This window comes from Streptomyces sp. NPDC102441, assembly GCF_044765585.1.
GTDB lineage: Bacteria > Actinomycetota > Actinomycetes > Streptomycetales > Streptomycetaceae > Streptomyces.
Genome location: NZ_JBIWKH010000017.1, coordinates 1 through 26,525, shown reverse-complemented (window position 1 = coordinate 26,525; position 26,525 = coordinate 1). Strand labels below are relative to the sequence as shown.

General features: G+C 71.1%; 21 protein-coding genes and 1 pseudogene. 8 read left to right on the top strand and 14 right to left on the bottom strand.

Annotation, left to right across the window (positions count from 1 at the left end):
* Positions 1 to 6 precede the first annotated feature (6 nt).
* Positions 7 to 2,013, top strand: a complete 2,007-nt coding sequence (locus tag ACIREO_RS31760; protein ID WP_404116449.1) for an NAD-binding protein — start codon at positions 7 to 9, stop codon at positions 2,011 to 2,013.
* 29 nt (positions 2,014 to 2,042) lie between these two features.
* Here the strand turns inward: ACIREO_RS31760 and ACIREO_RS31755 are convergent, their stop codons facing one another.
* The 3 genes from ACIREO_RS31755 to ACIREO_RS31745 form a co-directional block, all read right to left on the bottom strand.
* On the bottom strand, positions 2,043 to 2,414 hold the full coding sequence (locus tag ACIREO_RS31755; protein ID WP_404116447.1) for a VOC family protein: 372 nt from the start codon (positions 2,412 to 2,414) through the stop codon (positions 2,043 to 2,045).
* A gap of 34 nt (positions 2,415 to 2,448) precedes the next feature.
* Positions 2,449 to 3,501, bottom strand: a complete 1,053-nt coding sequence (gene trpS, locus ACIREO_RS31750) for a tryptophan--tRNA ligase (protein WP_404116734.1) — start codon at positions 3,499 to 3,501, stop codon at positions 2,449 to 2,451.
* Between the two features lie 241 nt (positions 3,502 to 3,742).
* Positions 3,743 to 3,868 carry a DUF6126 family protein gene (locus tag ACIREO_RS31745; protein WP_404116445.1) on the bottom strand — a complete coding sequence of 42 codons (126 nt, stop codon included), beginning with the start codon at positions 3,866 to 3,868 and terminating at the stop codon, positions 3,743 to 3,745.
* Positions 3,869 to 4,043: 175 nt separating this feature from the next.
* On the opposite strand from ACIREO_RS31745, the gene ACIREO_RS31740 reads away from it, so the two are divergent.
* The 3 genes from ACIREO_RS31740 (at position 4,044) to ACIREO_RS31730 (ending at position 6,321) form a co-directional block, all read left to right on the top strand.
* Positions 4,044 to 5,144, top strand: coding sequence for an LLM class flavin-dependent oxidoreductase (locus ACIREO_RS31740; protein ID WP_404116443.1), 1,101 nt, complete (start codon positions 4,044 to 4,046; stop codon positions 5,142 to 5,144).
* Positions 5,141 to 5,806, top strand: coding sequence for an FMN reductase (locus tag ACIREO_RS31735; RefSeq protein WP_404116441.1), 666 nt, complete (start codon positions 5,141 to 5,143; stop codon positions 5,804 to 5,806). Before ACIREO_RS31740 ends, ACIREO_RS31735 begins: the two co-directional genes overlap by 4 nt.
* A gap of 92 nt (positions 5,807 to 5,898) precedes the next feature.
* Entirely contained in the window at positions 5,899 to 6,321 is a 423-nt protein-coding gene (locus ACIREO_RS31730; RefSeq protein ID WP_404116439.1) for a universal stress protein, read from the top strand.
* 87 nt (positions 6,322 to 6,408) lie between these two features.
* Here the strand turns inward: ACIREO_RS31730 and ACIREO_RS31725 are convergent, their stop codons facing one another.
* On the bottom strand, positions 6,409 to 7,542 hold the full coding sequence (locus ACIREO_RS31725) for a MerR family transcriptional regulator (RefSeq protein ID WP_404116732.1): 1,134 nt from the start codon (positions 7,540 to 7,542) through the stop codon (positions 6,409 to 6,411).
* Positions 7,543 to 7,836: 294 nt separating this feature from the next.
* On the bottom strand, positions 7,837 to 8,259 hold the full coding sequence (locus ACIREO_RS31720; RefSeq protein WP_404116437.1) for a hypothetical protein: 423 nt from the start codon (positions 8,257 to 8,259) through the stop codon (positions 7,837 to 7,839).
* A 126-nt stretch (positions 8,260 to 8,385) separates the two neighbouring features.
* Here ACIREO_RS31720 and ACIREO_RS31715 point away from each other — a divergent pair, with 126 nt between their 5' ends.
* On the top strand, positions 8,386 to 9,243 hold the full coding sequence (locus ACIREO_RS31715; protein WP_404116731.1) for a hypothetical protein: 858 nt from the start codon (positions 8,386 to 8,388) through the stop codon (positions 9,241 to 9,243).
* A gap of 333 nt (positions 9,244 to 9,576) precedes the next feature.
* Here the strand turns inward: ACIREO_RS31715 and ACIREO_RS31710 are convergent, their stop codons facing one another.
* The 3 genes from ACIREO_RS31710 to ACIREO_RS31700 form a co-directional block, all read right to left on the bottom strand.
* The gene (locus ACIREO_RS31710; protein ID WP_404116435.1) at positions 9,577 to 9,999 is read right to left on the bottom strand and encodes an RNA-binding S4 domain-containing protein; all 423 of its coding nucleotides are present in this window, start codon (positions 9,997 to 9,999) and stop codon (positions 9,577 to 9,579) included.
* 40 nt (positions 10,000 to 10,039) lie between these two features.
* Positions 10,040 to 11,686, bottom strand: a complete 1,647-nt coding sequence (locus ACIREO_RS31705) for a hypothetical protein (RefSeq protein ID WP_404116433.1) — start codon at positions 11,684 to 11,686, stop codon at positions 10,040 to 10,042.
* Between the two features lie 224 nt (positions 11,687 to 11,910).
* Positions 11,911 to 13,971, bottom strand: coding sequence for a PhoX family protein (locus ACIREO_RS31700; protein ID WP_404116431.1), 2,061 nt, complete (start codon positions 13,969 to 13,971; stop codon positions 11,911 to 11,913).
* Between the two features lie 310 nt (positions 13,972 to 14,281).
* Here ACIREO_RS31700 and ACIREO_RS31695 point away from each other — a divergent pair, with 310 nt between their 5' ends.
* Positions 14,282 to 15,826: a VWA domain-containing protein gene (locus ACIREO_RS31695; protein ID WP_404116429.1), complete on the top strand. Its 1,545-nt coding sequence runs from the start codon at positions 14,282 to 14,284 to the stop codon at positions 15,824 to 15,826.
* Positions 15,827 to 15,936: 110 nt separating this feature from the next.
* Here the strand turns inward: ACIREO_RS31695 and ACIREO_RS31690 are convergent.
* Positions 15,937 to 16,322: pseudogene (locus tag ACIREO_RS31690) on the bottom strand (response regulator transcription factor); the annotation flags it as partial.
* Positions 16,323 to 16,469: 147 nt separating this feature from the next.
* Here ACIREO_RS31690 and metG point away from each other — a divergent pair.
* Positions 16,470 to 18,083 (top strand): methionine--tRNA ligase, encoded by a 1,614-nt coding sequence (metG, locus tag ACIREO_RS31685; protein ID WP_404116427.1) that lies wholly within the window; start codon positions 16,470 to 16,472, stop codon positions 18,081 to 18,083.
* Positions 18,084 to 18,149: 66 nt separating this feature from the next.
* On the opposite strand, the gene ACIREO_RS31680 is transcribed toward metG, so the two are convergent.
* The 3 genes from ACIREO_RS31680 to aspS all read right to left on the bottom strand — a co-directional run bounded on the left by ACIREO_RS31680 (position 18,150) and on the right by aspS (position 21,841).
* Positions 18,150 to 18,731 carry a Uma2 family endonuclease gene (locus tag ACIREO_RS31680; RefSeq protein ID WP_404116425.1) on the bottom strand — a complete coding sequence of 194 codons (582 nt, stop codon included), beginning with the start codon at positions 18,729 to 18,731 and terminating at the stop codon, positions 18,150 to 18,152.
* Between the two features lie 67 nt (positions 18,732 to 18,798).
* A complete protein-coding gene (locus ACIREO_RS31675) occupies positions 18,799 to 19,560 on the bottom strand; it encodes a hypothetical protein (RefSeq protein WP_404116423.1) in 762 nt (253 codons plus the stop codon).
* Positions 19,561 to 20,023: 463 nt separating this feature from the next.
* Complete coding sequence (gene aspS / locus ACIREO_RS31670) at positions 20,024 to 21,841, bottom strand: aspartate--tRNA ligase (RefSeq protein ID WP_404116421.1); 1,818 nt, start codon at positions 21,839 to 21,841, stop codon at positions 20,024 to 20,026.
* 174 nt (positions 21,842 to 22,015) lie between these two features.
* Here aspS and ACIREO_RS31665 point away from each other — a divergent pair, with 174 nt between their 5' ends.
* On the top strand, positions 22,016 to 24,139 hold the full coding sequence (locus ACIREO_RS31665) for a SpoIIE family protein phosphatase (protein WP_404116420.1): 2,124 nt from the start codon (positions 22,016 to 22,018) through the stop codon (positions 24,137 to 24,139).
* Here ACIREO_RS31665 and ACIREO_RS31660 read toward each other — a convergent pair.
* Together ACIREO_RS31660 and ACIREO_RS31655 are read right to left on the bottom strand one after the other, a co-directional pair.
* Positions 24,134 to 25,210 (bottom strand): AI-2E family transporter, encoded by a 1,077-nt coding sequence (locus ACIREO_RS31660; RefSeq protein WP_404116418.1) that lies wholly within the window; start codon positions 25,208 to 25,210, stop codon positions 24,134 to 24,136. The genes ACIREO_RS31665 and ACIREO_RS31660 overlap by 6 nt on opposite strands.
* A gap of 99 nt (positions 25,211 to 25,309) precedes the next feature.
* Positions 25,310 to 26,266 (bottom strand): pirin family protein, encoded by a 957-nt coding sequence (locus ACIREO_RS31655; RefSeq protein WP_404116416.1) that lies wholly within the window; start codon positions 26,264 to 26,266, stop codon positions 25,310 to 25,312.
* Between the last annotated feature and the right edge of the window lie 259 nt (positions 26,267 to 26,525).

Sequence of the window (26,525 nt, the reverse complement as noted above, 5' to 3'; positions counted from 1 at the left end):
CAAGGCATGCTGGGTCATGTGTCCTCACTTCCACAACAGCCCCAACGCACCCCGAGCAGCGGCCACATGGTGGTCTGCGGCGACGACACCCTCGCCCGCCGGCTCGCCGTGGAGCTGCGCTATGTGTACGGGGAGCGGGTCACGCTCCTCGTACCGCCGGGCAGGGAACCCAGCAGACCGGACCAGCCGCTGACCCAACGGGCCCGCGCGGGCGCCCTGTTCGGGCGGATGTCGGCGGCCATGAACCGCAACGGAGGCGGGAACGGAAACGGCGACACGAACGCCGGGGTCGAGGCCGTCCGCATCATGGAGGCGCACGAGCCCTCCGACGACGTGCTGGAGGAGGCGGGCGTCGACCGGGCCGCCGCGCTCGCGCTCGTCTACGACGACGACGAGCTCAACATACGCGCCGCCCTGACGGCCCGTCGGCTCAACCCGCGCCTGCGCCTCGTCATCCGGCTCTACAACCGCAAGCTGGGCCAGCACCTGGAGACCCTGCTCGACCAGGCGGCCGCCGTCTCCATGCCCGGACTCGACCCGGCCGCGCTGGACGCCTCCACCACCGTCCTGTCCGACGCCGACACCGCGGCCCCCGCCCTGGCCGCCACCGCACTGACCGGCAGCAGCAAGGTCATCCAGGCCGAGGGCCTGCTCCTGCGTGCCGTCGAACGCACCCCGCCCCGCCCCGGCGAACTCGCCGACCCCGGTCTTTGCACCCTGGCCCTCCTCTCCTCCACCAGCCAGGACCCGGCCGGCAGCGAGGGGTCCGACAGCAGCGGCGACGAGGGCCCGCAGCTCCTGCCCGACCTGGCGACGGTGAACGCCGCCACGGGGCGGGGCACGATCGTCCTGGAGGCCATCAGCCAGGCCGGGCCCGACCGGGGGCCCGCCCGCATGGGAGGCAGGGGGGCGCCGCTCGGCCAGCTCTTCTCACGGCGGTTGCGCTGGTCGGCGCTGGGAGTCGCGGCGGCGGTCGTCGCCCTGGCCGTCGCCTCGGTGATCACCACAGGTGACAGCCCCCTGCACGCCGCATATCTGACCATGCTCGACCTGCTGGCGATGGGGGACCCGGCGGTCGAGGACACCGACACGACGTCCCGCCAGGCCATCCAGCTGCTCTCCGGCGTGGCCGGACTCCTGCTGCTGCCCCTGCTGGTCGCCGCCGTCCTGGAGGCGTTCGGCTCGCTGCGCACCGCGTCCTCCCTGCGCCGGCCGCCGCGCGGCCTCTCCGGCCATGTGGTCCTGCTGGGCCTCGGCAAGATCGGTACGCGGGTCCTGGTGCGGCTCCGCGAGCTGGACATCCCCGTGGTGGTCGTCGAGGAGGACCCGGACGCGCGGGGCATCCCGCTGGCCCGCAGCCTGCATGTGCCGACGGTCCTCGGCGACGTGACCCAGGAGGGCGTCCTGGAGGCGGCCAAGATCCGCCGGGCCCGCGCGCTGCTCGCCCTGACCAGCGTCGACACCACGAACCTCGAGGCCGCGCTCTACGCCCGGTCGGTGAAGCCGGGCCTGCGGGTGGCGCTGCGCCTGTACGACGACGAGTTCGCCACCGCCGTCTACCGCACCCTGCGTACCGCGCACCCGGGGGCTCTGACCCGCTCCCGCTCCGTGTCCCATCTGGCCGCGCCGTCGTTCGCCGTCGCCATGATGGGCCGTCAGATCCTGGGCGCGGTCCCGGTGGAGCGCAAGGTGATGCTCTTCGCCGCCCTGGAGGTGGCGGGCCACCCCCACCTGGAGGGCCGGACCGTCGACCAGGCGTTCCAGGCGGGCGCCTGGCGGGTCCTGGCCCTGGACGCCACCCCGCCGGCCGACCGGCTTCCGGACCTGGCCGCCGTACCGCCGTACGACCCCCTCGACCCCGCCGGCCAGAGCTCCCCGGACCGGCCCTCGGGTCTGGTCTGGGATCTGCACCCGGGCTATGTGCTCCAGCCCCAGGACCGGGTGGTCATCGCCGCGACCCGGCGCGGTCTGGCCGAACTGCTGCGCGGGCGGCGCTCCGTGGCCCGTCGCTGAGCTGAGCCACGGGCCGCCCGGAGGAGCCCTCAGCCGATGAGGGTCTCCTTCGGGCGGACCACGCAGAACTCGTTCCCCTCCGGATCGGCCAGCACGGTCCAGGACTCCTCGCCGGTCTGCCCGACGTCCGCGTGACGGGCGCCGAGAGCGAGGATGCGCTCGATCTCGGCCTCCCGGTCCTCCGCGGCGGACGTCAGATCGAGGTGCAGGCGGTTCTTGACGGCCTTGCGGTCCGTCACCGGCATGAAGCAGATTCCCACCGGGGAGTTCTCGTCGGGCCCGATCACGACCTCCCTCTCCCGCTCGGACAGGATGCGCCAGCGCAGCACCCCGGCCCAGAAGCGGGAGAGGGCGGGCAGGTCGTGGGTGTCGATGACGATGTGATGCAGTGAGACAGGCATGCCGGCCAGTGTGCCGAGCGGCCGCCGGGAGACGCTAACGAATTGTTCCCATCGCGTCCCGCACTTCCTGGAGTGTCGCCTCGGCCACGGCGTTCGCCCGCTCGTTTCCGGCGCGCAGCACGTCGCGTACGTATCCCAGGTCCTGGGCGTACTCCGCCCGCCGGGCCCGGATCGGGGCCATGCGGGAGTTGACGGCCTCTGTCACGGTCCGCTTGAGACCGGCCGCACCGCTGTTGCCGATCTCCTCGGCGACCTCGTGCGGCTCACGGCCGAGACAGAGCGCGGCCAGCAGCACCAGGCTCGACACCCCGGGCCGCAGCCCGGGGTCGTAGGTGATGTGCCGGTCGGCGTCGGTGGTGGCGCCTCTGATCAGCCGGGCGGTCTCGTCGGCGTCGGCGCTCAGAGCGATGGAGTTACCACGGCTCTTGCTCATCTTGGTGGCATCGGTACCGAGCAGCAGGGGCGCGGCGGAGAGGAGCGCGTCGGGCTCGGGGAAGACGTCGCCGTACCGCTCGTTGAAGCGCCGGGCGACGGTGCGGGTGATCTCCAGGTGCGGCAGCTGGTCCTGGCCGACGGGCACGAGGTTGCCCTTGCAGAACAGGATGTCGGCGGCCTGGTGCACCGGGTAGGTGTACATGAGGCCGCTGACGGCGGACTGCCGGGAGTGCGCGATCTCGTCCTTCACGGTGGGGTTGCGGCCGAGTTCGGCGACGGAGACCAGGGACAGGAACGGCAGCAGCAGCTGGTTGAGGGCGGGGACCGCGCTGTGGTTGAAGACCGTCGTGCGGGCGGGGTCGATCCCGATGGCGAGATAGTCCAGGAGCAGCCCCTCCACATGCTCGGTGAGCCGTTCGGCCACGTCACGGTCGGTGAGGACCTGGTAGTCGGCGATGAGCACGAGGACGTCCACGCCGAGGTCCTGGAGGCGCACACGGTTGTGGAGGGTGCCGAAGTAGTGGCCCAGGTGCAGGGCGCCGGTGGGCCGGTCCCCGGTGAGGACCCGGAAGCCGCTGGGGTCCCGCGCGAGCTGCTGTTCCAGTTCGGCGCTGCGGCGCACGGAGGGGCTGACGGACAGGTCGGTGGTCATGGTCACGGGGGTTCTCCTCGCCGGTGGTGTACGCGTGGAGGACGGCCCGTCAGGGGGCACCGGGGCAGAGATGAGGGCCGTCCGAAGATCGAACGGCCCTGGTTCCGCGCAGAGAAGGTGGCCGCTCCTAGGAGGAGCGCCACCACTTCCGGCACGGTACGGAGGTCATGGCCCGAGTGTAGCGGGCACCGGGCCTCGGGCCCGGTTCGTTCCGACTACTCGGCGCCGCCGCCCACTCCGACTACTCGGCGCCGCCGCCCACGTGGAACAGCAGCATGACGAATCCGGCGAACAGGTGGGTCGCGAAGATGTAGACGAAGACGCGCAGGGCGACGCTGCGTTCCTTCCAGCCCTCGCTGTCGCTCATCAGGCACTCCTCCGGGTCCGGCGGCCCTCGCGGCGCCGTGTCCAGGGTATGCGGAGCCGGGTGGCGGGGCGTTCCGGAGCGGGTGGAATAGAGAGAGGGGGTGCCCCGTTGTAGGGTGTGTTCACATAGTTCAACGTTCAACCACTCTCGCTCAACACTATTGGAGGCGGGCGCCATGCAGTTCGGGATCTTCACCGTCGGGGACGTCACCACCGATCCCACGACCGGTACGACACCGAGCGAGAACGAGCGGATCAAGGCGACCATCGCGATCGCGCGGAAGGCCGAGGAAGTGGGCCTGGACGTCTTCGCGACCGGCGAGCACCACAATCCGCCGTTCGTCCCGTCCTCCCCCACGACCACGCTCGGCTACATCGCCGCCCGCACCGAGAAGCTGATCCTCTCCACCTCCACCACGCTGATCACCACCAACGACCCGGTGAAGATCGCCGAGGACTACGCCACGCTCCAGCACCTCGCCGACGGCCGTGTCGACCTGATGATGGGCCGCGGCAACACCGGGCCGGTCTATCCCTGGTTCGGCAAGGACATCCGCCAGGGCATCCCGCTCGCGATCGAGAACTACGCGCTGCTCCACAAGCTGTGGCGCGAGGACGTCGTCGACTGGGAGGGGAAGTTCCGCACCCCGTTGCAGTCCTTCACCGCGACCCCGCGCCCGCTGGACGGCGTCCCGCCGTTCGTCTGGCACGGGTCCATCCGCTCGCCGGAGATCGCCGAGCAGGCCGCCTACTACGGCGACGGCTTCTTCCACAACAACATCTTCTGGCCCATGGAGCACACCAGGAAGATGGTCGCCCTCTACCGCAAGCGCTACGCCCACTACGGGCACGGCACCGCCGAGCAGGCGATCGTGGGACTCGGCGGCCAGGTGTTCATGCGGAAGAACTCGCAGGACGCGGTACGGGAGTTCCGCCCGTACTTCGACAACGCGCCGGTCTACGGGCACGGGCCCTCCCTGGAGGACTTCACCCAGCAGACGCCGCTGACCGTCGGCTCCCCGCAGGAGGTCATCGAGCGGACCCTGTCCTTCCGCGAGGACGTCGGTGACTACCAGCGCCAGCTGTTCCTGATGGACCACGCGGGACTGCCGCTGAAGACGGTCCTGGAGCAGCTCGACATCCTGGGTGAGGAGGTCGTGCCCGTACTGCGCGAGGAGTTCGCCCGCCTGCGCCCGGCCGGCGTGCCGGACGCCCCCGTCCACCCCGCGGTCACCGCCGCCCGCGCCGCCGCCACGGACCCGAAGGAGCTCCGATGACCGTGCCCGCCACCGCACCCCTGAGGATCGTCGCCGTCGCGGCCGGGCTCAGCAGCCCCTCCTCCACCCGGCTGCTGGCCGACCGGATCGCCGAGGCCACCCGCGAGAGGCTGGCTGACGAGCAGGACCGCCGCGTCGAGGTCCAGGTCGTCGAGCTGCGTGATCTGGCCGTCGACATCGCCAACCACCTGGTCACCGGCTTCCCGCCGGCCGGCCTGAAGACGGCGATCGACGCGGTCACCGGGGCGGACGGGCTGATCACGGTGACGCCCGTCTTCACCGCCTCGTACAGCGGGCTGTTCAAGTCCTTCTTCGACCTGATCGACAACACCGCGCTGACCGGGAAGCCCGTCGTCATCGCGGCGACCGGCGGAACCCCCCGGCACTCGCTGGTCCTGGAGCACGCGATGCGCCCGCTCTTCGCCTACCTGCGGGCCGTCACCCTGCCGACCTCCGTGTACGCGGCGTCGGAGGACTGGGGCAGCCACGGGGACGGGTACACCGAGGGGCTGCCGTCCCGGATCCGGCGCGCGGGAGGCGAGCTCGCCTCCGCCGTCACGGGGCGGACCGTCTCCGGCGCCTCCCGGGCCCTCACCCTCGACGACGGCGAGGACGCGGTCGTGCCGTTCGCGGAACAGCTCGCAGGGCTGCGGGCCGGCTGAACCGGCATCGGGAGCCTCCCCGGCCCCCGATGCCCGGCTTGATTACAGTTGCTCCCCGTATGCCGTAAATGTTGAACACACTGGAGGCAGACATGGGCAGGATCGTCGTGGGCGTGGACGGGTCGGACCCGTCGATCAAGGCACTGCACTGGGCCGTACGCCAGGCAGAGCTGACCGGCGACACCGTCGAGGCGGTCAACAGCTGGGAGTACCCGGCGACCACCTGGGCGTCCATGACGCCGGGCATGCCGGAGGACTTCGACCCGCAGGCGGTGGCGACCGTGGCGCTCAACGAGGCGCTGGAGGAGGCCCTCGGCGCCGAGGGGGCGGCGGCGGTCGAGAAGATCGTCGTGATCGGCAATCCCGCCCAGTCCCTGCTGGAGCGCTCCAAGGGCGCGAACCTGCTGGTCGTGGGCGCCCGTGGCTACAGCGGCTTCAGGGCGACGCTGCTCGGCTCGGTCAGCCTCCATGTCACCCAGCACGCCACCTGCCCGGTCACCGTCGTCCGGGACTGAGCCGGCCGGCGTCCCCCTGCCCAGAGCACGCGAACGGGCGGGCCTCCCCGGACACACCGGGAAGGCCCGCCCGTTCGTCTCCGGTCCTCAGAGTGCGACGACGTCGGCCACGACACAGGACACGTTGTCCGGGGCGCCCGCGTCACCGGCCAGGCCGACCAGGGCGCGTACCGCCGCGTCCGGGCCGTCCGCCGCGATGACCACGCGGGTCACGTCCGCCTCGTCGACGACCGCCGACAGCCCGTCCGAGCACAGCAGATAGCGGTCGCCCGGCAACGTGTCGTGCAGCCGGATCTCCGGGCGGGCCGACGGCTCCCCCGGACCGCCGGTCAGGGCCCTGAGGAGCATCGCGCGCTGTGGATGCGAGGCCGCCTCCTCCTCGGTCAGCGAGCCCTCGTCGATCATCGACTGCACCAGGGTGTGGTCGTGCGTGATCCGGAACAGCTCGCCCCCTCGGAGCACATAGGCCCGGGAGTCCCCGATGTGCACCAGGCCAAGCCGCCCGCCGGTCCACACCAGGGCCGTGAGCGTGGTCCCGGACTCGGCCGGTGCGCCGTCACCGCCCACCGCTCCGTGTACCGCCCGCGCGGAGGACTCCGCCGCCTCGTGCAGGGCACTCAGCAGATCCGCCGCGTCCACCGCACCGCGCGCGGCCGGTTTCAGCGCGTCCACGGCCGCCGCGCTCGCCCCGGCGCCGCTCGCCCCGAATCCGTCGGCCACGGCGAGCAGCCGCGCCCCGGCGTACGCCGTGTTCTGCTGGGAGGTGCGCACCGCACCCGGGTGGGCCAGTGCCGCGTAGCGGATTCCCAAGGTGGCCGGCCCGTGGCCGGTTCCGTTGCCGTTCGACATTCCGGCGTTCTCCTTCGCTGACAGATGGCCGACGAGGAAGGACGCGAGCTCCCGGCGGGCGGCCGTCTCGGCCTCCACCCTCGCCCAGTAGGCACGGATCTCCGCCGCGGCCGCGCCGTCGTCGAGCGCCACCACCTCGGCGATCCGGGCCAGCGGCATCCCGATCCGGCGCAGCCACGCCACCAGCCGTGCCGTCTCCGCCTGCGTACGGTCGTAGTACCGGTAGCCGTTCACCGGGTCGACCAGGGCGGGGCGGAGCAGCCCCAGCTCGTCGTAGCGGCGCAGGGCCTTCGCGGAGAGCCGGGACAGCCGGGCGAACTCCCCGATCGTCACCAGCCCCGCGCGCCCCCACGCCCCGCCTTCGCGTTCCACCACGGCCCCTCCTCGTGCCGGGCGGGTGCGCCCGGCCCCGCCGATGCTGGGGCTTCCCCCGCCGGGAAGGTCAACCGCAGGGCGCCGCCGTCGGTTCCCGTCGCTGTCACTTCCGGTTGCAGAGGCGCATCGTCACCGAACCGAAGACCACCACGAACAGCGCCGCCCAGCAGGGCGGCCGGCCTCTCCGCGTCCGGGGCGGTGAGCTCGGGGTCGTCGCGGTCGGCCCTGGTGGGCGCGGCACTCCGGCCACCGCGCCCCTGGAGCCCTGCTTTCGCGTCAGGACGTGCCGGGTCACTCCTCGCGCGTGTAGTAGGCGTAGAACATCGTGAAGAACATTCCGGCGCCGACCACCAGTCCGATGAAGCCCGACATCAGCACGCTTTTGCCGTTCAGGCTGGACAGGAAGCCGACCGCGCCCCCGGTCAGCACGCCGAAGGCCGCCGCCCGCAGTTCGCGCGGCAGGGCCCACCTGACCCGTGCGAGTGCGAAGCAGAGCGCGGCGAAGGCCACGCCGGAGACCACTCCGAGCCAGATCTGCCCACCGGTGGTCGCTCCGCCGTCCCGGTTGATGAAGAACGCCCAGAAGCCGAGGATCACGCCCAGCACCAGGGGCACCGCCCAGCCGAGCACGGTGTGTCTGTGCTCCTGCCGGGCGGGGGCCGGGGCGCGGGCCTGCGTACGGCGGCGCGTCGGCATCGTCGCGTGTGTGGCCATGGCGCACAGCTCCTTCCGTCGCCCCCGTCCTGTGTTCCTCCAGCGCACACCCGGCGGGGCCGCCCGGCAACTCGAATGGCCCACGGCCCGGAGCGCCCCGCCGCCGCACGGGATTGGCTGGTGCCTGTGCGGACCTATCTCTCAGCGGCTCTGTCGGCGGTACTGCTCGTCCTGCTTGCCGTGCTGGTCCCGGTGAGCGCGCTCTCGGCATGGGTCGATCTCGAACTCGACGACACCGACCGGTATCTCGCCGCCGTCTCCCCGCTGGCCTCCGACACCGACGTACGCGACACCGTGGCCACGGTGGTCACGGACGAGACGATGAAGAAGATCGACGTCGGATCGCTCCAGGAGACCGCGGAGCAGTTCCTCCACGAGGCAGCCCTGTCCTTCACCACGACCGAGGCCTTCCAGCGGATCTGGGACAGCGCGAACCGAACGGCGCACCAGGCGGTGACCGCCTCGCTGCACGGAGACGACGGGCAGGCGGTGACCATCGACCTGGCGCCCATGATCGAGGATGTCAAGAAGGAACTGGTCGACAGCGGCGTGCCGTTCGCCGACCGGATCCCGGTGCAGGAGACCTCCATCACCGTGCTGTCCGCCGACCGCGCCGACGATCTGCGGTCCTCGTTCCAGTGGCTCAGATACTGCAGCGTCTGGCCGGCCGTGGCGACGGTGGTGCTGCTCGTCCTGGTGCTGGGTCTCACGCTCGTACGCGGCGGGCGGCGGGCCGGTCTCACGACCGCGGCCGTGGCCGGCGGCGGGCTGGCCCTCGGCGCGGCCCTGCTGCGGATCGCCGTCGCCGTCGGCCGCGACCGGGTGCTCGACCAGGTGCCCGGCACCGACCGGGACGGGGCCGCCGCGGTGTACGACGCGCTGACCGCGTCCCTGCGGACGACGGTGTGGGTCGTGCTGCTCGTGGGGGCGGTCCTGGCCGTCGGGGGCGTGGTGGGACGGGTCGTGGCGGGCCGACGGGGGTAGGGACTCCGCGTGTGCAGCAGCGCCGCGAGGGGCGGGGTCCGGCCGCGCGGGCGGGGAAGCACCGCCGCCGGCGGGTGCGCCGCGCTCGCCCTGTCCTGCGCCACCCTTGTGCTGGTGGCGCCGCCCTTGTGCTGGTGGCGCCGCCCTCGCGCTCTCGGGCATCGCCCGGTGGCGCACGGGCCCGTCCTCGCCGAGCTGCGTGTCCTGACCTCCCACGTGGAGTTCGGCGACGCCGCCGGGCGAGAGTGGGATGCGTGGGACAGTCGGCGAGAGGCCCGTCCCGGGCGCGGTCTCGTACACCCCGCCGGCGACGTGGAGGGCTGTCGGAGCTGACTAACCGGGGGCCGGCCCCCTGTCCTGGGGGCCCTGGATGCCCTGGAGACGTTCCATCTCACGGCGGTCCCGCTTGGTCGGGCGCCCCGTGCCCCGGTCGCGGACCGGGACCTGGATCGCCATCTCGCGCGGCGGCGGGGGCGGGCTGTTGTCGACGAAGCACTCCGCCGCGACCGGCGGGCCCACCCGCTTCTTCACGATCTTCGAGACGACCACGATCCGGTCCCGGCCGGAGTGCCGCAGCCGCACCTCGTCGCCCGTACGCAGGGCCTGGGCGGGCTTCGCGCGCTCGCCGTTGACCCGCACATGTCCCGCGCGGCATGCGGCAGCCGCCTGCGACCGGGTCTTCGTCAGCCGGACCGCCCAGATCCAGGCATCGATCCGGACGCTTCCCTCCGCCTGCGGCGCCTCACCGGAAACCATGGCTCCGACTGTAGTCCGGTGAGGCGCCCCGGTGTGAGGGTCAGGAGCCGAAGCCGCCGATGACGTCGCTCATCTCGTAGCTGTACAGCTCACGCTTGCAGACCCCGCACTCGCTGGGCGCGTGCTCGCTCAGAGACCAGAGCTTCGGGGTGAATCCGTCGCCCCGGCCGTGCGCGAGATACAGATCCTCGGGGCCGAACGAGCTCTCCAGGATCTTCGGGTTGCCGACGAGCTGCGTCGCGCCGTCCACGGTCCCCGGAGTGGCCTGCAACAGCCGGCCGTTGTCGAAGGCGTTGCTGCGGTGGAAGTACCACTTGCCCTCGTAGCGCGTGGCGCCCTGGATCTTGTGCCAGAGGTCCTCGCCCCCGAAGGTGCCGGTGTCCGGCAGCCCGTACGCCAGGTCAGCCTTGGCCGTGGTGCCCGACGCGCCCTCGACCGCGGCGGTCAGCGCGGTCATCGGGTAGGTGCCGACGCGGCCGTTGCTGGTGCCGCCGTTGTTCGTGTTGCAGTACTCGCCGAGGACCATGTGGTCGTTGTCGGTCCGGTCCAGCGAGATGTACGAGGCCTTCGGGCGCCCAGTCGCGTAGCACTGGTTACCGCTGGTGGTCCCGCTGTTCTTCGCCGTGCTGAACTTCAGCGTGGCGACCTGGGGCATCACGTACCGGTAGCCGTAGGAGTACCAGACGTTGTTCTGGCGGCCGGCCCGCTTCTTGTCGACGACGTTGCTGACCAGGCCGTCCGGCGTCGGGTCGTGGACCGAGGAGTCGTTGTCCGGGTTGAGGTCCATGATCCTGCGCAGGTCGAAGACCCGCATGCCGTTGGCCGTGTCGGCGACGTACAGGTAGTTGCCGTACCAGACCATGCCGCCCGCGTGGATGCCGTTCTGTGCCTTGCACGAGGCCGTCTCACCGGACTCCGCGGTGCACTTGCCCTCGCTCGCGTGCAGCGCGTCGAAGGAGATGTGGTCCTTGGAGTTCATGTAGGGCCAGGCCAGCAGCACATGGCGGTACTTCTTGGTGGCCTGGTTGAAGAAGCTGACCCGGATGCCCTTCTCGTTGCAGGCGTCCGACGCGGACGCCTGCACGCAGTTGTCCCGGCCCGAGGCGTAGTTGCTTCGGCCGGGGTTCTGGTCGTCGTAGCCGGCCACCGCGATGGGCTCGGAGTCCGACGTTCCCCAGTCCTCGTCCTGCTGGGCGTCCGAGACGCCGGTGATGGCCTGCGGGATCCACTCGGAGGAGGTGGCGTCGTCGTCCTTCCAGCAGACCCGGGGGGCGGCGGTCAGGTCGGGGCCGTAGATGGCCGCGTCACCGCAGGCGGCGTTCCAGCCCGCGTCCCGGTTGGCCAGTGTCATGACTTCGGTGAGGCCCTGCTTGGGCAGGGCGGCGTCGAGCTTGTCGACCAGCCCGGTCAGCCCGGATCCGGCCTCCAGCGTGAAGTCGCCGGGGCGGCCGGGGACCACGGCCTGCGCGTCGGCCCCGGCCGACGCGGACGGCGCGGTGCCCGCTCCCGCCAGGTCGTCCTGCTCCCCCTCGGGGGCCTCCTCGAAGCCGTCGTCCGGCATGCCCTCATGGCCCGGGACGGGATCGTCCGCGGCGACGACGTGCGGGCCGGGGGCGGCGTGCGGGCCGGGGGCGGCCGTGGCACCCGTCGCCGGCACCAGCGCGGTCAGCAGCGCGCCTGCTGCCACGGCACAGGCCGCAAGGCGTGTTCGTCGGGATGGTCGTCCCATGTGGGGGCCCTTCGTGAGTGCGCGTGGTGATCGTCCGGTGTGCCTGACCTGTCATCAGCCGCACCGCCCGGTCACGCTAGCAACGCAACTCTGTTCCGCGTCTACACATTTGGTGGGAGGTTACGGACGGGAATCCGGTCGATATGCCCGAATCCCCTGTCCGTAACCTCCCACCGAGGCGCTCAGACGCCGATGTCGCTGCCGTCCTTGCGCCAGACGGCGACCACCGCGGGGCGCACGATCCGGCCCCGGCCGTCAGGCCAGGTGCTCGCGGGCCTCTCGACGGACGCACCGTCGACCTCGCCCGGGTGCTGGACGGCGACGAGGACGCGGCGGTCCTGGATCACCGGGCCGCAGGTCTCCGCGCCGGTCGGCACGGTCAGGAACTGCTTGAGCTCGCCGCGCCGCTCGCCCTGGGTCGCGACGCCGAAGAGCCCGTCGTGCGAACCGAGCTGGGCACCGTCCGTCGAGATCCAGAGGTTGCCGTGGTCGTCGAAGGCCACGTTGTCCGGGCAGGAGATGGGGCTGACCTTCTCCTTGGGGAATCCGGCGAAGTAGGTCGACGGATCCTCCGGGTCGCCCGCGACGAGGAAGAGCCGCCAGGCGAAGCCGTCGCCCGCCGGGTCGTCCCGGTTCTCCGCGAGCTCCAGGACCTGACCGTGCTTGTTGGCGTTGCGCGGGTTGGCCTCGTCGGCGCCCGCCTTGCCGGCCTTGCCGCGGTCGGTGTTGTTGGTGAGGGCGATGTAGACCCGGCCGGTGCGAGGCGAGGGCTCGACGTCCTCGGGGCGGTCCATCTTCGTCGCGTCGGCCTTGTCACCGGCCAGACGGGTGAAGACGTACACCTCGTCGGCCGTCATTCCGGGGACGTGCGAGGTGGTGCCAGTGGCGAGCGGGATCCAGACGCCGCTGCCGTCGAACTCGCCGTCGGAGGGGAGCTTGCCCGTGCCGTCGAACTCCGCGGCCGGGGAGTCCCCGGTCAGTTTGGCGACGTACAGGGTGCCCTCGTCCAGCAGGGTGAGGTTGTGCTCCCGGGCCGCCCGCGAGTTCCCCTTCTTCATCCGTTTGCTGGAGACGAACTTGTAGAAGTAGTCGAACCGTTCGTCGTCGCCCATGTAGACCACGGGGCGGCCGTCGGCCGTCAGCCGGGGCTGGGCCGCCTCGTGCTTGAACCGGCCGAGCGCGGTCCGCTTACGGGGCGTGGAGTCGGGGTCGTACGGGTCGAGCTCGACGACCCAGCCGAAGCGGTGTGCCTCGTTGGGCTCCTGCGCCAGGTCGAAGCGCTTGTCGAACCGCTCCCACTTGCGCTCGGTGGCGGCCGTCCCGATGCCGTAGCGCTGGTCGGTGTCGCTGGAACCGTTGGCGAAGTACTGGTTGAAGTTCTCCTCGCCGTGCAGCGTGGTGCCCCACGGAGTGGTGCCGCCCGCGCAGTTGTTGAGGGTGCCCAGCACCTTGCGGCCGGTGCGGTCGGCGGAGGTGCGCAGCAGCGGGCTGCCGGCGGCCGGGCCTGTGACCCGGAACTCGCTGGTGGCGGTGAGACGGCGGTTCAGCGGGTGGCGGTTGACCGGCGCGAGCTTGCCGGTCCGGTTCTCCTCCTGGACGACGACCACGGAGAGCCCGTGCGCCGCCCAGGCGATCTCGACCTGCTCACGGGTCGGACCGGCCGGATCGTAGCCTCGGAACATCAGGATCTCGTCGGTGTACTCGTGGTTGGCGACGAGGACCTGACGGCCGCGCTCACCGTGCAGCGGGAGCAGGGAGAGGAAGTCGTTGTTGTAACCGAACTGGCCCGCCTGTGCCTTCGCGGTCTGCTCGTCCGGGTCGAAGCGGGGAGCGCCGCGCAGGATCGGTTCTCCCCAGCGGATCACCACGTTCTGGCCGTAGCCCTCGGGGATCGTCACCTGGTCGTCCGTGTTGGGCGCGACGGCCGCGAAGCGCAGGCCACGGGCGCCCGTCGCGGTGGGCTTCGGCTTGCTGCCGGGGCGGCCGGCGAGCGGCGCGGCCTCGGCGTTCGGGGCCGCCGGGCCCGCGAGAGCGGTGGTTCCGGCGGCGGCCACGGTCACGACGGCGGCGGCGGCGCGCATCATCGACCGGCGGGACAGGGCACCGGCGATGATGTCGCCGGCGTACTCGTTGTCGCTGGTGTTCGGGACCTCCTGGAAGCAGGCGTCACCGCAGCGGTAGCGGCAGGTCAGCGCAGAGCGCCCGCCCTGGTGCGAGCCGATGAGCGGCAGCATTGTGCGCACGTTTTTCGTCCCTCCGTCTGTGTGTCACGCGTGACGGTAGGTGCGCATCCACGCCGTTCGTGGGACTGCCGGTGAACGGAGGGTGAAGTCCGGGACACTGCTGCTGTCCGGGCTGTCCGGGCTGTCCGGCCCCTGGTTCAGGACTCGGTGACGACTCGGTTGGAGCTCGGTTGACGCAGGGGCGGGCCGCGCCGTCGAACGGCCGGATCCGGCCGCTAACCTTACGTATCCGCCCTGGCCAGGGATCAATTCCCGCAGTACGGACATTTATCGCACCCAACTCACCCAACTCATGTGAAAGGCCTCGCCCATGGGCATTCGGAGCTTGCTGCGCAAGGTGTTCGGCCGCACGGAGCAGGACGAGCCGACCACGGCCACCGTCCCGCCCCAGGCCGAGCGCACCCAGCCCACGGAGCCGGAGCCGGAGAACGCCACTTCGGCGGCCGAGCCCGCGAAGGCCTCGGTACCGGCCCCGGCCTCCTCCTCGGACCGGTCCGCCGGTGCCGAGAAAGACAACGAACGGGCGTCGGACCTCGTCGCTGCGGCCTTCGACAAGGCGGCCGCGAGCTCGGCGGGCACGCCTGCCTCCACGTCCTCGCCGAGGGTTCCGGCCCAGGGGTCGGACCCGGAGGCGAAGCCGGCTGCGGACGCCGGTAAGGACGCCGGTAAGGACGCCGGTGAGGGCACGGCTGTGGAGGCCGCCGCCGAGACCGAGCCGGCCGCCGCCGCCGCCGAGCCGATCACGATCGACATGGACCCGGAGCCGGAGGCGGAGGCCGAGGCCGAGGTGCCTTCCGCCGCTGAGGCGCCTGCTGCTGACGCACCGGCAGCTGAGGAGCCCTCCCCTGCTGAGGCGCGTGCCCGCGCCGCCGGGGCGAGGACGACGGGGGCGAGGTTGAAGGCCGCTCCGGATGACGGAGCCGAGGCCAAGGAAGCGGAGGCCAAGGCAAAGTCCGCCAAGGCGGAGGCCGAGGTGCCCGCCCCCGCGCTGAAGGCCGAAGCTGTGGCCGATCCGGAAGCCGCACCTGAGGCGCCGAAGGCTGCCGAAGCGGCCGTCGAGCCCGCCGCCGAAGAGGTCGCCGACGCCCCGCCCGTCGCCGCAACCGCCCCGGACACCGCGCCCGAGCCTCTCGCCGCCGAGCCCAAGTCCGCCGCCCCCGCAGGCAAGCCCGCCGTCACCCTCGCCCGGGTCAAGGCGGCGGCGCCCGCGCTCGTCGCCCCGTACAAGGCCGCGCAGGCCGGGCTCAAGACGCACGGGCTGACCGGGCTGCGGGCCACCGTGTATCTGGTGCTCGACCGGTCCGGTTCCATGCGGCCGTTCTACAAGGACGGCAGCGCCCAGCACCTCGGCGACCGCACCCTGGCGCTCGCCGCGCACCTGGACGCGAACGCCACCGTGCCCGTCGTCTTCTTCTCGACCGACATCGACGGCACCGGGGCGGTCGGCCTCACCGCCCACGAGGGCCGGATCGACGAACTGAACGCGGGCCTCGGGCGCCTGGGCCGTACGAACTACCACCGCGCCGTCGAGGAGGTCGTCTCACACTACGAGAAGTCCGGCGCCACCGGCCCGGCCCTGGTGATCTTCCAGACGGACGGCGCTCCGGACGCCAAGGTGGCGGCCAAGCAGGCCCTGGCGGACGCGGCACGGCTGCCGCTGTTCTTCCAGTTCGTCGCGTTCGGCGACGAGGACGCGAAGGGCTTCGACTTCCTGCGCAGGCTGGACGTCGAGAACGCCGGGTTCTTCCACGCGGGCCCCGCCCCGCGCGACGTGCCCGACGCGACGTTCTACCAGGAGGTACTCGCCGGACTGCCCGCCTGGGCAGCCGCCCGCGGGGTCCTCACGGAGGACTGATCCACCGGCAGCGGTACGGTCACGGCGAGCCCGCCCTCCGGGCCGGGCACCGCCGTGACCGTACCGCCATGGGCCAACGCGACAGAACACACGATCGACAACCCCAGCAGTAGCACTGTGAACTCCTTCGGTGACAGATCCGGATCGCGCCCGTCGCGGGTGGCCGCACGGCGCACACTGTCGAGCCGGGTGCCGTGTCTCTCCAGCTGAGGCGGCACTGGCCGGGCGCTGCGCCGCCGGTCTTCCATGGTCCCGGAGACGGTGAGCATCAGGATCCTGGTCCGTGAGCCTGCGGAGACGAGCCTGCGGGCCACGTCGTCGCCGTGCACCCGGGGGAGATCACGGTCCAGGACGACGACGTCGTAGTCGTGCAGCCGAGGTAGGCGAGCGCGGCGTCCCCGCTGTACACGGTGTCGACGGCGAACCCCGCCCGCCGCAGCCCGGTCGCCACCAGCTCCGCAAGGATCTCCTCGTCCTCGGCGACCAGTACCCGCATCGTGTTGTCCCCTGCCTCGTGCACGTGTGCCCGCTCCTCCCAGGGTGCGTCCTTGGTACGGGAAAGGATGTTTCGCACAGCTCTCCGCAGCCGGGGCGGCCGTAATCGATGTGAGTGGATCTCCCACGGACCGTTAGGATTTCGACCATGGCGGCCACTGGATCCGAGAAGCAAGGGGGCGACGGCGTGAAGAGTTTCTACGTATCGACCCCCATTTACTACGTCAACGACGCTCCTCACCTGGGGCACGCCTATACGACCGTCGCAGGCGACGTGCTCACCCGCTGGCACCGCCAGCGCGGCGAGAAGGTGTGGTACCTCACCGGCACGGACGAGCACGGTCAGAAGATCATGCGCACGGCCGAGGCGAACGACGTCACGCCCCAGGCCTGGTGCGACAAGCTCGTCGAGGAGGCCTGGAAGCCCCTCTGGGAGCACCTCAACATCAGAAACGACGACTTCATCCGTACGACGGAGAAGCGGCACACCGACCGTGTGCAGGAGTTCGTGCAGGACCTGTACGAGAAGGACCAGATCTACAAGGGCGGGTACGAAGGCCCGTACTGCGTCGGCTGCGAGGAGTACAAGCTCCCCGGCGACCTGATCGAGGCCGAGGACGGCACGAAGCTCTGCCCGATCCACAAGAAGCCGGTGGAGCTCCTCAAGGAGGAGAACTACTTCTTCAAGCTCAGCGAGTACGGCCCGAAGCTCCTGGAGTTCTACGCGGCCAACCCGGGCTTCATCCAGCCCGAGTCCGCCCGCAACGAGATCGTCAACTTCGTCAAGCAGGGCCTCCAGGACCTGTCGATCTCGCGCTCCACGTTCGACTGGGGCGTCCCGGTGCCGTGGGACCCGAAGCACGTCATCTACGTCTGGATCGACGCGCTGCTCAACTACGCGACGGCCGTCGGCTACGGCGCCAACCAGGAGAAGTTCGACAGCACCTTCCCGGCGGACGTGCACCTGATCGGCAAGGACATCCTGCGCTTCCACTCGGTCATCTGGCCGGCCTTGCTGATGGCGCAGGGTCTGCCGCTGCCCGGCAAGGTCGTCGCCAACGGCTGGCTGATGGTCGGCGGCGAGAAGATGTCCAAGTCGAACCTGACGGGCATCAAGCCGCAGGACCTGACCTCGCACTTCGGCGTGGACGCGTACCGCTGGTACTTCCTCCGGGCGATCGCGTACGGCAGCGACGGATCGTTCTCCTGGGAGGACTTCAGCGCCCGATACACCTCCGAGCTGGCCAACGACTACGGCAACCTCGCCTCGCGCGTCGCGGCCATGGTCGGCAAGTACTTCGGCGGTGCGCTCCCGGAGGCCACGGCCGCCGGTGACGCGGAGCGGGCGGTCCAGGAGGGCCTGGCCAAGGCCGTCGCCTCCGCCGATCAGAAGATCGGCGAGGAGCTGGACTTCCAGGGCGGCATCCTGGCGATCTTCGACTTCGTGAAGCAGGTCAACGGCTACATCACGGAGCAGGAGCCCTGGAAGGTCGCCAAGGACACGTCGCCGGAGGGCCAGGCACGGCTCGCGACGATCCTGTACACGGCGGCCGACGCACTGCGCGGGGTCGCGGTCCTGCTGAACGCCGTCATGCCGGAGACCTCGCAGAAGCTGTGGGAGTCCCTGGGCGCCGAGGCTTCCCTGGGCGCCCTCGCCGACCAGCCGGTCCAGGACGCGGGCCGCTGGGGTCAGCTGACCGTGGGTGCGACGGTGACGAAGGGCGCGGTGCTGTTCCCGCGCCTGGAGGAGAAGCCCGCGTAAGCGGCGTACACGGCGGAGGAGCCCGGGACCCGAACACATCGGGTCCCGGGCTCCTGCGTGTGCCCGTCAGCGCGTCCAGTTCTTGAGCGGCTCGGTGTCCAGCTCGATCCCCACCGGGTCGGGAAGCGCCACGGTCTTGCCGTACGGGACGGTGACCACCTGCTCGTACCGCACGCCGTCGGGCTGCGAGTGGACCTTCACCTCGCAGGTGTCCCGGTCGATCAGCAGATAGACAGGGATGCCGCTCTCCGCGTACGCACGTGGCTTCTCGACGCGGTCGCGACGGTCGGTGTCCTCGTCGTACGACGTCACCTCGACAACCATGAGTACGCCGTCGGGGTCGGCCCATTCACCCTGGCCGGCAAAAGCGCCACTGCGTGCGAAAGTCCCATCCGGGCGGGCGTTGCCCTTGCGGTACGTCTCGATCCGCAGCCCCTGCTCCGGATACAGCCACCGGGACGGATCAGCCTGAATGCACAGGCGCGTCAACCACTCGATGATCCGCCCGTGATCCCCGTCCGGCACAGCCTTGACCCCCAGTTTCCCGTTCACGAACTCCAGCCGCAACGCTTCCTCGGCGCGTATGGCATGACGGGCCAGATCCTCGAACACGTCCTGGGTCAGCACGGAGTCCTCAACAACGGTCATGGCAGCCTCCTCGGGAACTGGGCGACGGATCCAGCCTACGGGCATGTATCCACGCGTGTTTCGCGTTTCACCGGGCCAGCGACGCAGCGTCCCCCATCACGATCACCGGGTGCTTGGCAGGGTCCAGGGTGAGCAGCAGCTCCCGCATCCGGTCCTCGGTCAGCGAGACACAGCCCTGGGTCGGGCCGCCGTGGTCCACGTGGATCCAGATCCCACCGCCCCGCTCCGCGCCGAGCGGCCGGGTGCGGTCCAGGGGGCTGGTGCCCGGGGTCCGGTTGTAGTTGATGGCGACGACGTAGTCGAAGGAGCCTTCGAGAGGCTCCCCGAGGAAGCCCTCGCCGCTCACCTTGAAACGGTGCTGTTCGTCGTACGGGAGCAGCGCGCCCGGGTCGGGCAGCCGGCCGCCGGCGTCGGTGAGGCCGAAGACCCCGACGGGGGACCGGAGATCATCCGCGAGATGGTGGTCCGTCCAGCCCTCCATGCCGTTGTGGGCGGGCCAGGGGCCCGCCCCGGGTCTCCAGCCGAGCGCGGGGTCGTCGAGGCTGTGGAGCACGACCGAGGAACGGTTGGAGTCGGGGCCCTGCCCGGTCACCACGACGGCCTGCCGGGCCGTGGCCGGGATCTGCGCCCGGGTCTGCGGGCCCAGCTCCGGGATCTCCGCAGGGGGGCGGAGGCTCTCCACGGGGCGGGGCGGGGCGGCCGAGGCCCCGGGGCCGGGTGCGCCGCGGGGCGCGGAGGGGTCGGTGGTCTGCACCGCACCGGCGGAGCAGCCGATGACCAGCAGAAACAGGGCGACGATCAGGACGTACGGGCGACGCGGGACGGACACGGTGCGGAACTCCTCGGTGGGGGGGCGGACGAGCACTTCCCGTGCCAGTCTTTGCCGGGCCCGACGGCGCCGAACCGGAACCGGGGCCATCCGGATGTACCCGCTCCGTGTACCCGAGATCCGGAAAGTCCCGCACGGTCCACCCGTACGCAGGCGGAGGACCCGGAACCGTCATGGTTCCGGGCCCTCCGCCAGCGGGGCCTGTGAGGTTCTGGAGGCCGGTCCCGTCATGGGTCTCGTCTCGGGGTCGACGCCCATCGAGATCGAGCCGGTCACGCCACGTGCCACGTGTGCCCGCTTTCTCTGTCATGAGCGGTGAGACCAGGCAGTCCGGCCGGCAGGGACATGGGCGTCAGCTGTGCGTGCCTGTGTGCGTGCCGTGACCACCGGAAAGACGCAAAACAGTCCCCGGCCGGGCGGCCGGGGACTGTTTCACGTGGAACCGAAGCGGAACCTCTGACGCCTACTTCGCGCCGGTGTCCCGCGCCACCGCGTCCGTGACGTCCGCCTTGTCCTTCGCAGCAGCGACGGGCTTACGGAGCTGGATGTTCAGCTCGCGCAGCCGGACCTCGTCCAGCACGGTCGGGGCGCCCATCATCAGGTCCTGGGCGTTGCCGTTGAGCGGGAAGGCGATCGTCTCGCGGATGTTGGGCTCGTCGGCGAGCAGCATCACGATGCGGTCGACGCCCGGGGCGATGCCACCGTGCGGCGGGGCACCGAGACGGAACGCGCGCAGCATGCCCGCGAACTCCCTCTCGACGGTCTCCGCCTCGTAACCGGCGATCGCGAAGGCCTTCAGCATGACCTCGGGCTCGTGGTTACGGATGGCGCCGGAGGACAGCTCGATGCCGTTGCAGACGATGTCGTACTGCCACGCCAGGATGTCGAGCGGGTCCTTCTCCTCCAGGTCCTTCATGCCGCCCTGGGGCATGGAGAACGGGTTGTGCGAGAAGTCGATCTTCCCGGTGTCCTCGTCCTTCTCGTACATCGGGAAGTCGACGATCCAGCAGAACCGGAACACGCCCTCCTCGAAGTGGCCGGCGCGCTTGGCGGCCTCGACGCGGACGACGGACATGATCTTGGAGACCTCGTCGAACTCGCCCGCGCCGAAGAAGACGGCGTGGCCGGGAACGAGGGACAGACGCTCGGTGAGGGTCTTGACGTCCGTCTCGGTGAGGAACTTGGCGATCGGGCCGGCCAGCTTGCCGTCCTCACCGACGCGCACCCAGGCGAGGCCCTTGGCGCCGTGCTCGACGGCGTAGTCGCCGAGGCCGTCGAAGAACTTCCGGGACTGGCCCGCGGTGTCCGGCACCGGGAGGGCGCGGACGTGCTTGCCGGCGAAGGCCTTGAACTCCGAGCCCGCGAAGACGTCGGAGATGTCGACGAGCTCCAGCTTGGCCCGCAGGTCCGGCTTGTCGTTGCCGTACTTCAGCATCGACTCGCGGAACGGGATGCGCGGGAACGGCGAGGTGACGTGGCGGCCGTTGCCGAACTCCTCGAAGAGCTCGGTCATGAGCTTCTCGATCGGCCGGAAGACGTCCTCCTGCTCGACGAACGACATCTCGACGTCGAGCTGGTAGAACTCGCCGGGCGAGCGGTCGGCGCGGGCGTCCTCGTCGCGGAAGCACGGCGCGATCTGGAAGTAGCGGTCGAAGCCGGAGATCATCAGCAGCTGCTTGAACTGCTGCGGTGCCTGCGGGAGCGCGTAGAACTTGCCCGGGTTCAGCCGGGACGGGACCACGAAGTCACGGGCGCCCTCGGGGGAGGTCGCGGTGAGGATCGGGGTCGCCATCTCGTTGAAGCCGAGGGCCACCATCTTGGAGCGGATGGAGGCGATGACGGACGAGCGCAGCATGATGTTGCGGTGCATGCGCTCGCGGCGCAGGTCGAGGAAGCGGTACTCCAGGCGCCGCTCCTCGTTGACCCCGTCCTCGGTGTTGATCGTGAAGGGCAGGGGGCCGGCCTCGCCCAGCACCTCGACCTCGGTGACCTCGATCTCGATCTCACCGGTCGGGAGCTCCGGGTTGACGTTGTCGGCGCCACGCGCGGAGACCTTGCCGTCGATCCGGACGACGGTCTCCTTGGTCAGCTTCGCCAGGGCCTCGTTGCCGGGGGTGCCGGGGCGGGCGACGAGCTGCACCAGACCGTAGTGGTCGCGCAGATCGATGAAGAGGATGCCACCCAGGTCTCGGCGATTGTGCAGCCAGCCGCTCAGCCGGACGTCGGTGCCGACGTCAGAGGCGCGGAGCTCGCCGCAGGTGTGGGACCTGTACCGATGCATCGTCGTTCATCCAGTCTTCGCGGTCGGGGTGGATTGACACCCCAGGCTACCGCCCGTGGACGCACCGCTTCATTGCCATTGTTGCCGCACGGCTGTCCGGGACGCACCCGACGGCCCCCGGCGGGCGCTCTCCCTCGGTGGCGACCGTGGAGAACATCTTCCTAAAGTGGGGCAATGCGCACCGAGGAGATCCTGGCTGCGATCGGGACCGGGCTGTGGAGCTGGGACAGCTCATCGGGCACGGTCACGCTCGACGCCGAGGCGGCGCGGCTGGTGGGACTGCCCGCCGAGGCCACGACCCGCCCCGGCGAAGAGGTGCGCCCCCGGTTCCACCCGGCCGACTGGAACGAGATCGACGGCATCGTGAACTTCGCGATCGCCGAGGGCACGGTGGCCGAGGCCAGGATGCGGATCGTGGACGAGAGCGGCTCGGTCGTACGCACGGTGCGCACCCGGTCGAAACCGGTCCCGCTGGACACCCCGGGCCGCCACACGTACGTACTGCAGGGCATCCTCCAGGAGGTCACCCCGCCGCCGGAGGACGCCGCGGCGAAGACCCCGCTCACGGGCGACTGGCGGCGGTCGCGGGAGGCGTTCCTGCTGGACGCGGGACGGGCGCTGGCCGAGGCGGTGTCCACCGAGGAGGTCCTGCGGGTCGCGGGCTCGCTCTCCATGCCCGGCTTCTCGCCCGACGGACTCGCCGTGTTCGGGGTCTCGGGCGAGCGGCTGACGGTCATCGGGCACCACGGGCACAACGTCGGCGACGAGAAACCGTTCACCGACATGCCCCTGCAGACGGACTACCCGGCCGCCGAGGTGGTGCGGACCGGCCAGGCGATCTACCTCGCGTCCCCCGAGGAGTACCGGCATCGCTTCCCGGCCACCTGGCCCCTCGCCCAGGAGTTCGGGCGCCAGTCCTGGGCCTTCCTGCCGCTGATCTCGTCGGGGCACACCATGGGCGCCTGGATGGCGGGATTCCGCCACAACGTGGCCTTCTCGCCGGACGAGCGCTCCGTACTGTCGACGGTGGCCAGGATGCTCGCGCAGGCGCTGACCCGCGCGGGCGCCGCCGAGACCGAGCGGGAGCTCTCGCTGGGCCTCCAGCGGGCGATGAGGCCGTCCCTCGGCCCCGGTGTGCCCGGCCTGGCGGTGGCGGCGCGTTACATCCCGACAGGAGGAGGGCTCCAGGTCGGCGGCGACTGGTACGACGTGATCCCGCTCCCCAACGGCCGTATCGCCCTCGTCATCGGTGACGTCCAGGGCCATGACGTGCGGGCGGCGGGCCTGATGGGCCAGCTGCGGATCGCCCTGCGCGCGTACGCATCCGAGGGGCACCGCCCCGACGCCGTGCTCTCCCGTGCCTCGCGCTTCCTGTCGGGACTTACCGAGACGTACGACCTCGACGACGGCGAGGACCGGTCCGACGCGACACGCTTCGCGACCTGCCTGTACGCGGAGGCCGACCCCGAGAACGGGACCCTCGACGTCGCCCGCGCGGGCCACCCGGACCCGGTGGTGATCAGCGTCGACGGCACTGCGGTGATCCGGCAGACCGCCGGTGGGCTGCCCCTGGGCGTCGAGAAGGACGCCGACTACCCGACGACCCGCGTCGTCCTGGGCCCCGGCGAGACGATCATGCTGTGCACGGACGGGCTCATCGAGACCGGCGGCCACGACATGGCCACCGGATGGACCAGGCTCAGACCGGTCCTGGAGAAGCCCGTCGAGGACCTGGAGGAGCTCGCGGACGCTCTCGTGCAGACGGTGCACGGCCCCGGCTCCCACTACACGACGGGGCCGCTGGTGGACCGCCGTGAGGACGACATCGCGGTCATGGTGCTGCGCCGGGAGGCCGCACGGTCTCGCAGGGCCCTGGGCCGGCGCTCGGCCATGACCATCGCCCAGGCGGAGCCCGAGCGGGTCGCGGCCGCCCGGCAGCAGCTGCGGGAGCTGCTGCACGACTGGGCGGACATGGAGCAGGTCGACTCCGCGGAGCTGATGATCTCCGAGATGTCGACGAACGTGCTCGTCCACACCGACGGGGACGCACTGCTCGTGGCGGAGGTGACAGGTGAGCGCGGCGAGCGGCGGCTGCGTGTCGAGGTGGCCGACTCCAGCGACGAGCTGCCGCACAAGCGGCGCCCGGGGGAGATGGCGTCCAGCGGCCGCGGGCTGGTGCTGATGGAGATGCTGGCCGATGTCTGGGGGGTGGACCCCAGGGGCGAGGGGAAGTCGATCTGGTTCGAGCTGTACGAGTCGTCGGAGCCGGCGGAGCTGGGCGCCACCGTCGGCTCATGAACTCCCGGGAACCGCGTCTCCCCGGCCTTCGGCCTCATACCCCTTGCGCAGCTCGCCGATCACCCCGAACACCGCGGCGCACACCGGCACCGCCAGCAGCATGCCCAGCAGCCCCGCGACGCTCGCACCCGCGGTCAGCGCGATCATGACCGTGGCGGGGTGCATCTGGACCGTGCGGCTCTGGATGACGGGCTGGAGCACGTGCCCCTCCAGCACCTGGACGGCGAGCACCACTCCCAGCGCCCAGAGCGCGATCACGAAGCCCCGGTCGGCCAGCGCGACCAGCACGGCGACAGCACCGGAGATGAAGGCCCCGAGATACGGGATGTAGGCGCCGACGAAGACCAGCGCCCCCAGCCCCACCGCCCCCGGCACCCCCAGGATCAGCAGCCCCACCGTGATGCACAGCGCGTCGATCAGGGCGATGAAGGTGGTGCCGCGCATGAACCCCTCGACGGCTTCGAAGGCCCTGCGCCCCATTGCCTCCACGAGGTCGCCGGTTCCGCGCGGGGCGATCGTGTGGGCGAGGTGGACGGCACGGTCGGAGTCACGCAGGAAGAAGAAGGTCAGCAGCAGGGCCAGGACCGCGGTGGTCAGGAGCGATCCGATGAGGCTGATCCCGGTGAGCAGTCCGCCCGCCGCACTCGCGCCGAACTTCTCGACGAGCGTCTTGGCGTTGTCCGCCAGGTCGTCCACGTCGGCGACGCCCGCGATGTCGAAGTGGTCGATGACCCACTGCGCGGCTTCCTTGAGCGAGGCCACGATCTGGCCACCGGTGTCCACGAGTGCCATGACGACGATGTATCCGGCGCCGCCGAGCACCGCGACGAGCGCGGCGCAGGTGAGTCCGGCGGCCACCGATCTGTTCACCTTGTGGGCGGTCAGCCAGCGGTGTACGGGGCCGAGCAGTGCCGTGCCGAGCAGTGCCAGCAGGACCGGGGTGACCGCCGTCTTGAGCGCCACGCACACCCAGATGGCCACGGCCGCGACGCCGGCGGCCAGGAGCAGGACGCCGCACCAGGCGGCCGTCCGCCGCGCGACGTCGGGCAGGAGGGGCTTCCGGGTAGGCACCACCCCACCCGATCACGGGCCGGGAGCGGTGTCCCTTCCGCACGGGCGTACGGGTGACGGCCCGTCACCCGCACGCCCGGCGGGCCCGTTCGGAGCAGGTCACATGCCGTGGACCGACGGGACCGTGCCGAGGCGGCCGGCCTGGAAGTCCTCGAAGGCCTGCTTGAGCTCGTCCTGGGTGTTCATCACGAACGGCCCGTAGTGCGCCATCGGCTCACGGATCGGGCGCCCGCCCAGCAGCACGACCTCCAGGTCCGGCGTGTTTCCGTCCTGCGTCCCGTCGGCGCGGACGGTCAGCGAGGACCCCTTGCCGAAGACCGCGGTCTGCCCGGTGCGGACGGGCCGGCGCTCCGCACCGGCGCTCCCGCGCCCGGCGAGGACGTACGCGAGGCCGTTGAACTCCTCGCGCCACGGCAGCGTCACCTCGGCGCCCGGCCGGATGGTCGCGTGGACCATGGTGATCGGGGTGTGCGTGATGCCCGGGCCCTCGTGACCGTCGAGTTCGCCGGCGATGACGCGGAGCAGCGCGCCGCCGTCCGGGGAGGCGAGCAGCTGGACCTGGCCACCACGGATGTCCTGGTAGCGCGGCGCCATCATCTTGTCGGCCTTGGGCAGGTTCACCCAGAGCTGGAGGCCGTGGAAGAGACCGCCGGACATGACGAGCGCCTCGGGCGGCGTCTCGATGTGCAGGAGGCCGCTGCCGGCGGTCATCCACTGGGTGTCGCCGTTCTCGATGGCACCGCCGCCGCCGTGGCTGTCCTGGTGGATGAAGCTCCCGTCGATGATGTACGTGACGGTCTCGAAGCCGCGGTGCGGGTGCCACGGGGTCCCCTTCGGCTCTCCCGCGGCGTACTCCACCTCACCCATCTGGTCCATCATGATGAACGGGTCGAGGTGCCGGTAGTTGATCCCGGCGAAGGCGCGCCGCACCGGGAACCCCTCACCCTCGAAGCCGCTCGGCGCGGTCGTGACGGTCAGCACGGGGCGTGCCACGGCCTCGGCCTGGGCCGCGACCTTCGGCAGGGTCAGCGGGTTTTCGACGGTCACTGCGGGCATGGGAGCCACCTCCGGGAGTCTTCTGCACCCAATTTAGTTGAACGGTGAACATCTAGCAAGGCGACATCCATTCCCGCGGGCCCGGACACCACGGAGGGCCCGGACAGCACGGAGGGCCCGGACAGCACGGAGGGCCCGGACAGCACGGAGGGCCCACACCGGAACCTTAGGTTCTAGTGGTTGTCGCAACACCCCAGCTCAAGGGGTGCGATGGACTTCGAGATCCGCAAGGTGCGGACCACGGCTCAGGGGCCGGTGA